This window comes from Paenibacillus kobensis NBRC 15729 (genome assembly GCF_004000825.1).
Classification (GTDB): domain Bacteria; phylum Bacillota; class Bacilli; order Paenibacillales; family Paenibacillaceae; genus Paenibacillus_T; species Paenibacillus_T kobensis.
This window is the reverse complement of sequence record NZ_BILZ01000028.1, coordinates 21,195-33,503: the sequence shown is the minus strand read 5'-3', so window position 1 is coordinate 33,503 and position 12,309 is coordinate 21,195. Positions and strand designations below refer to the sequence as shown.

The window sequence follows — 12,309 nt, the reverse complement described above, 5'->3', positions numbered from 1 at the left end:
CCCCTGCTTCGTCGTGGGAGCTTTTTGCGTTTTGTACAAGACAACGGCAGCCGGCAGAATAAAAAGGAAAAAATAGCTTATTCTAACGAACAGAGCTTGGGCCAAATAATGGATGACGCCGGAAGCGGGATTGCGGTGGATGCGTAATGCAGGAGGTGCTCCTATGATGACTAGCAATGCGAATCCTTCCAGTGCGCAGCTTCTGAAGCAAGAGCTGCAGAAGCTGGGCAAACAGCCGGTCGGCGCTGAGCTTGAACACAGCTCGGAGCAGCTTCGCCAATTGTATGCCGGATGCTCGGACGTCGTATTCCGTCCTTTTTTAATCGGCGGCCAAACGAATGCGTTCCTATTGTACATAGATGGATTAAGCGATGCGGAAGCGATCGAGAAAAGCATAATCGCTCCGCTCATGCAAGTGCAAATGCAGCCGAGCGCAGCGGAGGGATTGCCGAAGCTTGTCAGTCAGACAATAACCGTCTCCAGCACGAAGCCGGTTACGACTTTCGCGCAGGTGATGGAAGCGGTCGCGAATGGAATGCCGGTCCTGCTGCGAGATCAAGAAGCAGGGGGCGTGGCATTCGGCCTGCCGCAATGGGAGAAAAGAACCATTGAGGAGCCTGGGGCCGAATCCGGCATTCGGGGGCCAAGGGAAGGCTTTACCGAAACGCTCCGCGTGAACACGTCTATGCTTAGACGGATCATCAAGAGTCCGCTTCTGAAGCTCGAAATGATGACAATAGGCGAGTACACGCAGACGAACGTTGCTATCGCCTACATTAAGGGACTGGCTGATGAGACGCTTATCGAGGAGACGAGAGCGCGGCTTAGCCGGATTCGGATCGACGGCATACTGGAGAGCGGCAACATCGAAGAATTAATCGAGGATTCGCCATGGTCGCCGTTTCCGCAAATGATGAATACGGAGCGTCCTGACGTCGTAGCTGCCGCATTATTAGAAGGAAGAGCCGCAATATTGATTGAAGGCACACCATTCGTGCTCGTGGCGCCGATTACGTTCTTTTCCTTGCTGCAGACACCCGAAGATTATTATCAGCGGTTTATGGTCAGCACCTTTATCCGCTGGCTGCGCTACATGTTCCTGCTCATGTCGCTTCTGCTTCCTTCCCTGTATGTGGCGGTGCTGACCTACCATCAAGAGATGGTGCCGGGCAGCTTGCTTGTCAGTATGGCGACGGCGAGGGAGCCGGTTCCATTCCCGGCTCTAATCGAAGCGCTCATAATGGAAATCACCTTCGAGGCGCTTCGCGAGGCAGGCATAAGGCTTCCGAAGCAGGTCGGCGCGGCAGTCAGCATCGTCGGCGCGCTCGTTATCGGCCAAGCGGCTGTGCAGGCGGGACTTGTATCCGCTCCGATGGTTATCGTGGTTGCCATAACCGGCATCGCTTCGTTCATGATGCCCCGTTATATCGCGGGCATAGCAGTTCGGCTGATGCGGTTCCCGCTAATTATGCTCGCCGGAACGTTTGGTTTGCTCGGCATTATGCTGGGCATTATTGCGATAGTGCTTCACATGTGCAGCATTCGGTCCCTCGGCGTGCCATATCTGTCCACGCTTGCCACATTCAAGGGCCGCGAGCTGAAGGACGTCCTGATTCGAGGACCGCTGTGGATGATGGATGAGAGGCCGCGCCTAACGGGCGATAGTGATGCAATCCGGCAGGCGCCGGGACAAATGCCAGGCCCGCAGCACGGAGGCGAGTAACCGGAAGGAGGTGCTGAAGCATGCTGGCGAATCAGAAAATATCGGCCCTGCAAATGGCGTTGCTGCTGTACTCGACCGTATTGGCCACCGGTTTTATGGTGCTTCCTTCGTTCGCGGCTCTGCACGCTTCGAACGATTATTGGATGACCGGTCTATTGGCCGGCAGCACAGGTGTGATTGCGATTGGCTTGGCCGTAAGTCTTCATACCCATTTTCCGAGGCAGACGGTCATTGAATATGGACGGCGCATTGTCGGCAAGGCAGCGGGGACGGTCATTGGGCTGGTTTATGCCATGATTTTAATGCACCTTAGCGGAGTGATTTTGCGGGAATACGCCGAATTCGTCAAAGGCAATTTCCTGTTCAACACGCCGGGCTTGTTCATCATGATCAGCATGATCGGGCTTTCTGCATGTGCGGTACGCGGCGGTGTTGAGGTGATTGCAAGAGGCACGATGTTGTTTACGCCGTTGTTTGTGATCCCGCTGTTTATTTTGCTGATGCTCATTCCGGATCTGAATCCAGGCAATATGCTGCCTGTGCTGAACCATGGTTTCAGGCCTGTCCTTCAAGGCTCGATCATGCCTGGCGCGTGGGTGAGCGAGATGTTTCTGATGAATTTTCTGCTGCCTAGCTTAGCTAATCCTGAGCAAGGTCGAAGATGGGGATTTATCTCATTGACAGCAATCGTACTCAGCATGACGTACATCAATTTCATCACCTTATTTTTGTTGAATGCTGACGCAGGCGACAAAATGTTTCCCGTACTCGTTGCGTTCCGGTATATAAGCGTCGGCGGATTTTTCGAAAATTTGGAGTCGCTGCTGCTCGCGATGTGGGTCATCGGCAGCTTCGTGAAGCTGACGGTTTTCCTCTATAGCGCGGTCGTCGCCTTTCACCAAAGCGCCGGATTATCAGAACACCGTTATGTAGCCATGCCGATTACGCTTGTTGTCCTTTTGTTCGCTTATTGGGATATGCCGAGCTTGTCGAGGTTGTCCGGCTTTCTAAGCAAGATGGTTACATTCGAAGTGCTGGTATGTATGATTGTGATTCCGTTATTCCTGTATACGGTTGCGAAGCTGCGCGGGCAGCTGAAGGAGGATAAAGGAGGGCTTGACGGATGATAGCGCGTTTAATGCGGTTATCCCTGCTCCTGCCGCTGTTCGCGCTGCTGTCGGGATGTTGGGACCGGATTGAATTGAATGATCTTCTACTCGTTACGGCGCTTGCATTTGATCAAGAGAAAGGGCAGGTCGTGACGACCGTCCAGTTTCTGCTGCCGCGAAGCCAGACTGCCGTTGGGGGGACGGGCGGAGGCTCTCCTGCGGCCAAGCAAACCTCCGTACGGGCGGGCAAGGGCTATAACGTTGCCGACGCGTTATCCAAGCTGCAGCGGAAGCTCCCGCGGAAGCTGTTCTGGGGACAGTGCAAAGTGTTCATTTTCGGAGAAGAGCTGGCCAAGTCGGGCATAAGGGATGAGCTTGATTTTCTCATCCGCCATCCTCAACCGCGTGAAAGATCGTACATGTTCGTCAGCAGAGGGAAAGCGGCGGATATGCTGGAGGTGTACCCTCCGCTGGAAAGGTCATCGGCCGAGGTGCTCAGAGAGTTATCCGATATGAGAATCGGCTATAAAGTAACGCTGCAGGAACTCAACATGAAGCTGAAAGGGGAATCAAGGGCGGTCGCATTGCCGCTTGTTAGTATTTTACAACCAAACAAAACGGCGGACCCGTTCCAAACGATATCTTATATTCATGGCACCGCGATATTTCACAAGGACCGGAAAGTAGGCGACCTGTCGGAGAAAGTATCGCAAGGCTTGCTATGGCTCTTGAACGAGGTGAACGAATTCACCGTAACCTTCCCCATCGGCGATTCGAACAGGCTCGTGTCGATCAGTCCTATTAAAGCGAAAGTCAAGCTGATTCCTTATATCAAGGGAGATCAGTGGACGATGACCGTTCGAGTCGAGGCGCAGGGCGACATGGTCGAGAACGACTCGAATTGGAATCCGACGAGCGAGAAATTGTTGGATCAAATGGACCGGGCATTCGAGAAGGAAGTGAAACGTTATATTGACTTAGCGGCTAATGATATTCAGCATCGCCTCAAGACAGACGTAATCGGGTTCGGCACGGCGTATCACCGTAAATATCCGAAGCATTGGAAGCAGGTGGAGGACCGCTGGGACGAGCAGTTTCAACAAATCAAGGTAGTGACGAAAGTGCATGCACGCATATTGCGTACCGGCAACGTAAGCAATCCCGGCGGTCTGCCGGAGGAAGAGATTAAACAAAAATGAACATTAGTCTGTTTATTACGATAACGTTGGCTGTGATCGCGATTTGGTGGTTGGATTGGCCGAAAATAAAGAAAAAGACAGGCAAAGAAAAGACGCTGTTCATTATGCTGCTCTTGCTTGGCTGGGTGTTGTCGATGCTGAACTTGCCGGATACGCCTGGGCCAACAACGCTGCTTCAATTTGTATTCAAGCCGCTGGAGCCTTTAGTTGAGAAATGAGAAGGGGGCGTCATCCCGATGCAGATGAAAGAACAAATATCGGCGTTCCAGATGGCGCTGATGATGTATCCGACCGTGCTGGCGACGGGTTTTCTTGCGCTGCCGAGCGTGTCGGCTCATTATGCAGGCAGCGATATGTGGCTGGCGCCTCTCTTCGCCTCGTTCTCCGGTTTCCTTGGCATATTCTGCGCAGTCAAGCTGCATCAGCGATTCCCGGGCCAGACAGTCGTGCAATATGGCGAACAGATCGTTGGACGATGGCTCGGGAAGTTGATTGGTCTGGGCTACTTTATTTATTTAGCGCATCGGTTGGGAACGATCTCCCGGCAATATGCCGAGTTTGTGGAAGGAAATTTTTTGTTTCGCACGCCTAATTTAATCGTAATTTGCACGATAGTATTGCTTGCGGGCTTGGCTGTACGAGGCGGCATCGAAGTCATGGCGCGTTCCGCAGTCATTTTTACGCCTATTTTTATTTTTCCGATTTTCTTTCTGCTGCTTCTTTTTCCCGACTTAAATTATCATCATATGTTTCCCGTGCTTGATCACGGTCTAGTTCCGGTATTACAAGGGTCGATTGCTCCGCAGGCGTGGTTTAACGAGTATTTTCTTATCTCGTTCATTCTTCCCAAATTGGCGAATGCGGGGGAAGGGGGAAAATGGGGATATATTTCGTTCTCAGCGGTGCTTGTGAGTTTAGTGTACGTCGATCTCATCTGCTTGTTTCTGCTTGGCGAAGATACGGGGAGCAAAACGTATCCGGTGCTTGTCGCATTCCGGTTTCTAAGCGTCGCCGATCTGTTCGAAAATTTAGAAGCGCTTTTGCTTGCCATGTGGGTGTTCGGTAACTTCGTTAAGATAAGCGTATTTTATTATGCAGCGGTAACATCGTTCACTCAATGCTTGAATCTGCAAGATTATCGGGTATACGTGCTTCCGGTCGGAATTATCGGTATCGCATTCAGTCTGTGGGATCTGCCTACTTATCCGTCGCTTGTGCAGCATCTGCGCCTAGCAGCGCCGTTCGAGATTCTGCTGTTTCTGTCCGCCATCCCGCTGCTTCTGCTTATTATTGCTGCCTTAAGCGGCAAAAGCAAAGCGGCAGCCCAAGGATCGTGATCCGATCCGGACTGCCGCCCGATGCAAGCATAAGGGTTAAAAATAGGATTTGCGGTTCGGTTGCTTGCTGCTAAGCTCGCGGTACCGGATCAGCGCATACCGCTGCAAACCGGCTGTCTTCTCGATGGCAAGCTCGCCGTGTTGTTCGGCTTTAGCCAGATCGCCCCGGCGAAAAGCCGCATCCGCTTCAAGCGCGTGGACAAGACCAGGATGCTCGACCAACCGTTTCGCTCCCTCGAACCCGTTCCAATCGTCTTGCATTAGTCGGATGATGGCGCGGCCGACATGCTTGACGTCGGTATGCTTTTGCTGGTTTATATGCTGCTCCGCTTCTTGCCAGCGCTCGCCCGCAATAGCCACATTGGCGCCGACTACAGCTCGAAGCTTATCATTTTTAATATTGCCCATTCGGTTTGCAGCCGATTCAACTTGGCCGTCTAACAGATCGTTCATCGCGGCATAATAAGGAATGGTCCGGGACAGTTTCTTAAGACAGCTCTCGACAGATGACATGTTGCGCGAATAACGCAGCATATAGTTGGTTCGCACAATGGCAGGTACAGCAAGGATAACGAAAACGCTAACGAAAATAAGGATCAGCGTCGCCGCGTTCCATTCCACGCCCTTGAAGCCCATCCACAAGCCTAGCAGCGCTCCTAGAACGATAATGATAGCCCATCTTATCCATCGCAAGTTTATAGTTCCCCCTTCTGTATCGTGTATCGCGGTGTATAAAGAGACCTATCAAACTATACACGACAAAAAGCAGGTTGAACCATATCCAATTGCTGGATGGAAACTATTCACTGCGGCTCAGCTCATCGAGCGTACGGCCAAGACCCGGCGCGAGATGATCGAGAAACCAAGTGACCTCAGGCATGTCGAGGCTGGCCAGCTTATGTTCAATCTCGGTCTTGGCTACAGCAAATTCACGGTTGCCTGATGCGACTTCGGATACGCATTTTAAATAGGCATCGAGGAGATCCGCTGCTTTGAGCATACGGCGGAGGTCGTGGTCGGGATCGTTCACGCCATTCGTCTCGGATCCGATGCCGAGCAATGGGGCGTATGTCGCGCGAAGCGGCTCCGGCACCATATTGTGCAGCCGTTCCGCAGCCATAGCCTCAATCTCACGGAAGCTGGCAAGCATCTTCGGATTATGATGTTTAACCGGTGTAGGAATGTCGCCTGTGAACACTTCGGTTGCATCATGGAACAGCGCCATCGCAGCCGCCCGGTCCGCGTTCAGAGATTGGCCGAACATCCGGTTGCCAATCTCGCACAGCATGTGCGCCAGCAATCCGACATGGAATGAATGCTCCGCGACGCTTTCGCGCGTTGTATTGCGCATCAAGCTCCAGCGCTCAATATACTTCAATCGGTACATATACGCAAAAAAATCGCTGTCCACCGCGTATTCTCTCCTTTTTCGTACGATTTTCCCGCCGATGCTTACGTACCCGTAAGCGGCTATCTATGCTATTATAAAGCTTAGTGAGTCAAGCGACCAGAGAGGAGCAATCGTACGATTATGCAGCATTTTGAAGATAGCGTCTATAAACTTATTGTCGAGACTTCTACGAATCTTCCAGGTGACGTTCGCGTCGCGATCCAAGCGGCGAGAGAGGCGGAGGACCGCGCTACGCGCGCTGGTCTGTCCCTGTCGACGATCGCTGATAATATTGAAATGGCGGAATGCAACGTGTCGCCGATCTGCCAAGATACGGGCATGCCGACCTTTGTCGTTCATACGCCTATTGGCGCGAACCAGATCGTGATGAAGCAGGCGATCCGCAGCGCGATCGCGCGCGCGACGAAAGACGGCAAGCTGCGCACGAATTCCGTGGATTCGCTTACGGGCGCGAACACGGGCGACAATCTCGGCCCAGGAACGCCAGTCATTCACTTCGAGCAATGGGAGAAGGAAGATGTCGACGTTCGTCTTATTCTGAAAGGCGGCGGCTGCGAGAACAAAAATATTCAATACAGCTTGCCGGCTGAAATCGAAGGCCTCGGCAAAGCAGGCCGCGATCTTGACGGCATCCGCAAATGCATCATGCATGCGGTATATCAAGCGCAAGGCCAAGGCTGCAGCGCTGGCTTTATCGGCGTCGGCATCGGCGGCGACCGTACGACGGGCTATGAGCTTGCGAAGCAGCAGCTGTTCCGTCACGTCGACGATACGAATCCGATCGAAGATCTGCGCAAGCTTGAAGAATATGTAATGGACAACGCGAACAAGCTCGGCATCGGTACGATGGGCTTCGGCGGCGCGGTTACGCTGCTCGGCTGCAAAGTTGGCGTTATGAACCGTCTGCCTGCCAGCTTCTTCGTCTCCGTCGCGTACAACTGCTGGGCGTACCGCCGTCAGGGCGTATTGCTCGATGCTCAGACTGGCGAGCTGAAGGAATGGATCTACCCTCAAGGATCGGAACTGCCGATGAATTCGACTAGCGAGGAGACAGAAGCGGTCACTGCGGCTTCAACGGATGAGGAACCGCGTGAAATTCATCTCAAGATGCCGCTTACGGAAGCGCAAGTACGCGAGCTTCGTGTCGGCGATATCGTCGTACTCGAAGGCGAAATGCACACGGGCCGCGATGCGCTGCACAGCTATTTGATTAATCATGATTCTCCAATTGATCTTAATGGCGGCGTCATCTATCACTGCGGTCCGGTCATGATGCAAGACCGGGATGGCGAGTGGCACGTGAAGGCTGCTGGACCGACGACGAGCATACGCGAGGAGCCTTACCAAGGCGACGTGATGAAGAAGTTCGGCATTCGCGCTGTAATCGGCAAAGGCGGTATGGGAGCGAAGACGCTCAAGGCGCTGCAAGAGCATGGCGGCGTCTACTTGAACGCAATCGGCGGTGCTGCTCAGTATTATGCAAGATGCTTCAAGAAAGTGAATGGCGTTCATTTCTTGAAGGAGTTCGGCATTCCAGAAGCGATGTGGCATCTGCAGACCAAAGGTTTTGCTGCGATCGTCACGATGGATTCGCACGGCAACAGCCTCCATGCCGACGTAGAGCAAGACTCCCGCACGAAGCTGGAGCAATTCAAAGAGCCGGTGTTCAAGTAATACCTGGGTGAACTCATATATTTATTGTTCGTGAAAGGCGCTCCCTCGGTGCATCCAAGCATCAAGAGGGGGGCCTTTCTTAATTAAACCGGCGGATGAAAGGGGAAGACAGCATGAAAATTAGTAAAAAGGATGCTGCCCATTACATTTGGGGAAATCAATGCGACGGATGGCGTTTGGTCCAAAATGAGGGGCTCAGCGTCATCCACGAACGAATGCCTGCCCATACTTCCGAGGTCAAACATTATCATGAGAAGGCACGGCAATTTTTCTTCGTATTATCCGGTACAGCAACGATGGATATTGGCGGAAAAGAGATTCAATTGAACGAGCAGGAGGGGATTGAGGTCGCACCATTAATCCCGCACCGGTTACTGAATCAATCGGACCGCGATGTGGAGTTTCTCGTGATCTCTGCACCTAACAGCAGAGGCGACAGAATTGCAGCAGAGGGATAAGAAAGCGGAGCGATTGATGAAATCGCTCCGCTTATTTTTTTATCCGTGCCGAAGCTGGAAATCGGTCATAAAGTCGGCTAATGCTTGGCATGCTTCGACAGGTACGGCATTGTAGGCCGATGCACGAATGCCGCCGACGCTGCGGTGGCCAGCCAGCCCCTCGAAGCCATATTGCTCCGACTCTTGCACGAACAGCCTCTCCAATTGTTTGTCCGCAAGCCGCCAAGTAATGTTCATATCCGAACGGTCAGCCTTAGCGATAATCCCTTGATAGAAGCCTCCGCTTTGATCGATTGCATCGTAGAGGAGTGCGGCTTTAGCACGGTTGACAGCTTCCAATTGCTTCACGCCGCCTTGCCGCTTCGTCCACTGCAGCACAAGATTGGTCAAGTATAATGCGTGTACAGGCGGCGTATTATACAGCGAGTCGTTGTTTGCGTAAGTAGCATACCGCCATATAAGCGGGATGTGCTTGGAGCCTCGCTCGAGCAGTTCTTTGCGGATGATGACGGCGGTAATGCCGGCAGGGCCGATGTTTTTTTGTGCTCCGGCATAGATCATCGAGAACCGTCTGTAGTCGATATCGCGTCCGAGCAGATCGCTCGTCATATCGGCAATAAGCGGAACGTCGCCCGTCTCCGGGAACACATTGAACCGTGATCCTTCGATCGTATTATTCGTCGTCATATGCACGTAAGCCGTATCAGCTTTCACTTGCAAGCTGCTCACATCCGGAGTGCGTTGCCACTGCTCATCCTTGGTGCTAGCGGCTTTCCGGGTGCTGCCGATAAACTGTGCTTCTTGCAGTGCCTTCTCCGAGAAACTGCCCGATAAAATATAATCCGCCGCAAGGCCTTCAGCCAGAAAGTTAAGAGGCAGCATGGCGAACTGAGCGCTTGCACCTCCGCCCATGAACAGCGCGCGATAGCGATCTTGCTGCAGCCCCATCAGTTCCAGGAGCAATTGCTCCGTTACAGCGGCCAATTGTTCAACCGGCTTGCTGCGGTGAGACATCTCCATGATGGAGATGCCTCGTCCGCCATATTGCACCGTAGTTTCCTTCGCTTCTTCGAGCACTTCAAGCGGCAGTGCCGCCGGTCCCGGATTAAAATTGTACAATCTTGTCGTCATTTCGCATTCCTCCTAGGCAAATTGGGTGAAACAAAAAAAGCGCTCCACATCCCATATTGGGACGAGGAGCGCATGCTCGCGGTGCCACCCAAATTCGAAGAACAGCAATCGTTCTCCATCTTTGATCCGCGGTAACGGGCGGACCCGGTTAGCTTAGGACAGAATGCGCATACGGCGCAAGCTTCTTGACGAAAACGCCTCGGAGTTGGATGCTCGTCATCGGCATAATGCGATAATGAAGTTCGAAGTTATTATATTCCTCTTATTGGGAGTGAGTCAATAGTAGTGTGCATCATTAACAAATGGTTTATAAAGTGATACAAAAGACTGAATATTTCGACTTTTATGTTCTCAAATAAAGGAAGCAGTGATACAATACGGCTTATCCAAGGGCATACAACACAGAGTTTCTGCCATCACGAGAGCACAACCATTTTCGAGTATGGGGTGATTAGGTGAAGAAGTGGAATCTGTTCATGTTGTCGGTCGTCGTGTTGGTCATGGTTGTGGTGGCGGGTTGCAGTTCCGGGTCTGATGATCCTGAACCGGAGAAGACGCCTCCGAAGGAGGAGAGCACTCAGGTCGACAAGCCAGCGGAGACTGTCGATCCTAATAAGCCGGTAGACGGCGGGACGCTTGTCATTAGCACATTCACCGATATCGTCAGCGTCAATCCTCTCTTTATTCAAGATACGGCTTCCGCTGATGCCGCTACTTTCATTTTCGCGAACTTGTACGATTTGGACCGTCAGGGCAACGTTACGGCGGAGCCTTGGTCGCTCGCCTCAGAGAAGCCGATTATCTCGGAGGACGGTAAATCATACACGATCAAATTGAAGTCCACGGCGAAGTGGAGTGACGGCCAGCCGGTTACAGCGGACGACGTCGTATTTACGATTAATGCGATTCGAGATCCCAAGGTGGCTTCTCCGGGAATAAGCCAATTCGACAAAGTAGACAAGGTCGAGAAGGTAGATGACTCGACTGTTCTAGTCACGCTGAAACAAGTATATGCACCTTTTCAGTACGCGCTCGCAAGCGCGGTTGTGCCGGCACACGTCTTGAAGGACGTGAAGCCAGAAGAGCTGCTGACTAACCCGTTCGGCACGGATCCGGCGAAGACGGTAACGAACGGGCCATGGAAATGGACGGAGTGGAAGCAGAGCCAGAGTATGAATTTCGATGCCGATTCGAATTATTGGGGGCAGAAGCCGCATATTCAGAAGATTGTGTTTAAACAGTACGCCGATCAGAATACGGAAGTGCAAGCGCTCCTCAAAGGCGATGTCGATCTCACACAGGCAATTCCGGTTACACAGGTTGAAGCGGTGAAGAACAAAGGCGACATCAACGTTATTCTGGCGCCGGGACCTGTGTACGAATATTTAGGGTTTAACTTTAAGGAGGATAATTTTAAAAATAAATTCGTGCCGTTCGCGTCACAGAAGACAAGACAGGCGATCGCTTACGCGCTCAACCGTCAAGGAATGGTCGACAACATTCTAAAAGGAACCGGCAAACTGATGAACGCCCCATTCCTGCCGGGCTCCTGGGCTGATCCTGGCGATGCAGTCGTCAATTACGGCTATGAACCGGAGAAAGCGAAACAGCTGTTGGCGGAAGATGGCTGGTTGCCGGGTGATGACGGCATACTTGTCAAGGACGGCAAGCGGTTTGCTTTCGAGCTGCAGTATAATGCCGGCAACAGCCGCCGTGAGCAGGTTGCAGCTGTCATTCAACAGAACTTGAAGGACGTAGGCATCGAAGTGACGCCGAAGGCGATAGATTTCTCGGCGTGGGTCGAGCAGAATTTGACGCCGGGCAAGTATGAAGCCATCCTGCTGTCCTGGTCGCTCAACAATCCGGATCCGGATGGCGAGTCGACGTTCTCGTCCAAATATTTCCCGCCGAACGGGCAGAACCAAGGCTGGTATAAGAATGAGAAGCTTGACCAGCTATGGGTCGACGGCTACTCGACTGTTGATCAGAACGCGCGTAAGCAAGTGTACGCCGAGGTCGGCAAAGAAATTTCGGCCGATCTGCCTTACGTCTTTATGTACCAATACGGACTGCCGGAAGGAATCGGACCGAAGGTGAAATTCGCCGAAGAAGACAAACCGGAGCCGACGCTGCCGTACGGATATTTCTACCGCATCATCAATTGGTGGGTCGATTCGAAGTAAGAAACCGGAATTGATCAAGCCGGAAAAGCCGCATAGGGGCCGGAATGAGCGCATCGATAGCGATGTACCGAACTCATCCGTCCC

General features: G+C 52.5%; 11 protein-coding genes. 8 read left to right on the top strand and 3 right to left on the bottom strand.

Translation table 11 applies throughout. The features are described from left to right. Nucleotides 1-166 precede the first annotated feature (166 nt). From PKO01S_RS16695 to PKO01S_RS16675, 5 genes are read left to right on the top strand one after another with little or no spacing between them, the layout of a single operon-like run. A complete protein-coding gene (locus tag PKO01S_RS16695; RefSeq protein ID WP_407669662.1) occupies nucleotides 167-1,723 on the top strand; it encodes a spore germination protein in 1,557 nt (518 codons plus the stop codon). Between the two features lie 20 nt (nucleotides 1,724-1,743). Next, entirely contained in the window at nucleotides 1,744-2,850 is a 1,107-nt protein-coding gene (locus tag PKO01S_RS16690) for a GerAB/ArcD/ProY family transporter (RefSeq protein WP_127532570.1), read from the top strand. After that, a complete protein-coding gene (locus PKO01S_RS16685; RefSeq protein ID WP_127532569.1) occupies nucleotides 2,847-4,031 on the top strand; it encodes a Ger(x)C family spore germination protein in 1,185 nt (394 codons plus the stop codon). Before PKO01S_RS16690 ends, PKO01S_RS16685 begins: the two co-directional genes overlap by 4 nt. Beyond that, the gene (locus PKO01S_RS16680; protein WP_127532568.1) at nucleotides 4,028-4,249 is read left to right on the top strand and encodes a hypothetical protein; all 222 of its coding nucleotides are present in this window, start codon (nucleotides 4,028-4,030) and stop codon (nucleotides 4,247-4,249) included. Before PKO01S_RS16685 ends, PKO01S_RS16680 begins: the two co-directional genes overlap by 4 nt. Before the next feature lie 18 nt (nucleotides 4,250-4,267). Beyond that, on the top strand, nucleotides 4,268-5,368 hold the full coding sequence (locus PKO01S_RS16675) for a GerAB/ArcD/ProY family transporter (RefSeq protein WP_127532567.1): 1,101 nt from the start codon (nucleotides 4,268-4,270) through the stop codon (nucleotides 5,366-5,368). A 36-nt stretch (nucleotides 5,369-5,404) separates the two neighbouring features. On the opposite strand, the gene PKO01S_RS16670 is transcribed toward PKO01S_RS16675, so the two are convergent. Together PKO01S_RS16670 and yfbR are read right to left on the bottom strand one after the other, a co-directional pair. After that, a complete protein-coding gene (locus PKO01S_RS16670; RefSeq protein ID WP_127532566.1) occupies nucleotides 5,405-6,061 on the bottom strand; it encodes a hypothetical protein in 657 nt (218 codons plus the stop codon). Nucleotides 6,062-6,167: 106 nt separating this feature from the next. Next, a complete protein-coding gene (gene yfbR, locus PKO01S_RS16665) occupies nucleotides 6,168-6,779 on the bottom strand; it encodes a 5'-deoxynucleotidase (protein ID WP_127532565.1) in 612 nt (203 codons plus the stop codon). A gap of 120 nt (nucleotides 6,780-6,899) precedes the next feature. Between yfbR and PKO01S_RS16660 the strand changes: the two genes are divergently transcribed. Both PKO01S_RS16660 and PKO01S_RS16655 read left to right on the top strand, forming a co-directional pair. Further along, complete coding sequence (locus PKO01S_RS16660) at nucleotides 6,900-8,453, top strand: FumA C-terminus/TtdB family hydratase beta subunit (RefSeq protein WP_127532564.1); 1,554 nt, start codon at nucleotides 6,900-6,902, stop codon at nucleotides 8,451-8,453. A gap of 113 nt (nucleotides 8,454-8,566) precedes the next feature. Continuing rightward, a complete protein-coding gene (locus tag PKO01S_RS16655) occupies nucleotides 8,567-8,911 on the top strand; it encodes a cupin domain-containing protein (RefSeq protein ID WP_127532563.1) in 345 nt (114 codons plus the stop codon). A 39-nt stretch (nucleotides 8,912-8,950) separates the two neighbouring features. On the opposite strand, the gene serC is transcribed toward PKO01S_RS16655, so the two are convergent. Further along, nucleotides 8,951-10,042 carry a 3-phosphoserine/phosphohydroxythreonine transaminase gene (gene serC / locus PKO01S_RS16650; protein WP_127532562.1) on the bottom strand — a complete coding sequence of 364 codons (1,092 nt, stop codon included), beginning with the start codon at nucleotides 10,040-10,042 and terminating at the stop codon, nucleotides 8,951-8,953. Between the two features lie 476 nt (nucleotides 10,043-10,518). Here serC and PKO01S_RS16645 point away from each other — a divergent pair, with 476 nt between their 5' ends. Then, a complete protein-coding gene (locus PKO01S_RS16645) occupies nucleotides 10,519-12,225 on the top strand; it encodes an ABC transporter substrate-binding protein (protein WP_127532593.1) in 1,707 nt (568 codons plus the stop codon). The last annotated feature ends 84 nt before the right edge of the window (nucleotides 12,226-12,309 follow it).

Coding starts and splice junctions, on each gene's coding strand:
- PKO01S_RS16685 (WP_127532569.1), top strand. CDS start 2,847: ATGATAGCGCGTTTAATGCGGTTATCCCTGCTCCTGCCGCTGTTCGCG.
- PKO01S_RS16695 (WP_407669662.1), top strand. CDS start 167: ATGACTAGCAATGCGAATCCTTCCAGTGCGCAGCTTCTGAAGCAAGAG.
- PKO01S_RS16675 (WP_127532567.1), top strand. CDS start 4,268: ATGCAGATGAAAGAACAAATATCGGCGTTCCAGATGGCGCTGATGATG.
- PKO01S_RS16655 (WP_127532563.1), top strand. CDS start 8,567: ATGAAAATTAGTAAAAAGGATGCTGCCCATTACATTTGGGGAAATCAA.
- serC (WP_127532562.1), bottom strand. CDS start 10,042: ATGACGACAAGATTGTACAATTTTAATCCGGGACCGGCGGCACTGCCG.
- PKO01S_RS16680 (WP_127532568.1), top strand. CDS start 4,028: ATGAACATTAGTCTGTTTATTACGATAACGTTGGCTGTGATCGCGATT.
- PKO01S_RS16690 (WP_127532570.1), top strand. CDS start 1,744: ATGCTGGCGAATCAGAAAATATCGGCCCTGCAAATGGCGTTGCTGCTG.
- PKO01S_RS16660 (WP_127532564.1), top strand. CDS start 6,900: ATGCAGCATTTTGAAGATAGCGTCTATAAACTTATTGTCGAGACTTCT.
- PKO01S_RS16645 (WP_127532593.1), top strand. CDS start 10,519: ATGTTGTCGGTCGTCGTGTTGGTCATGGTTGTGGTGGCGGGTTGCAGT.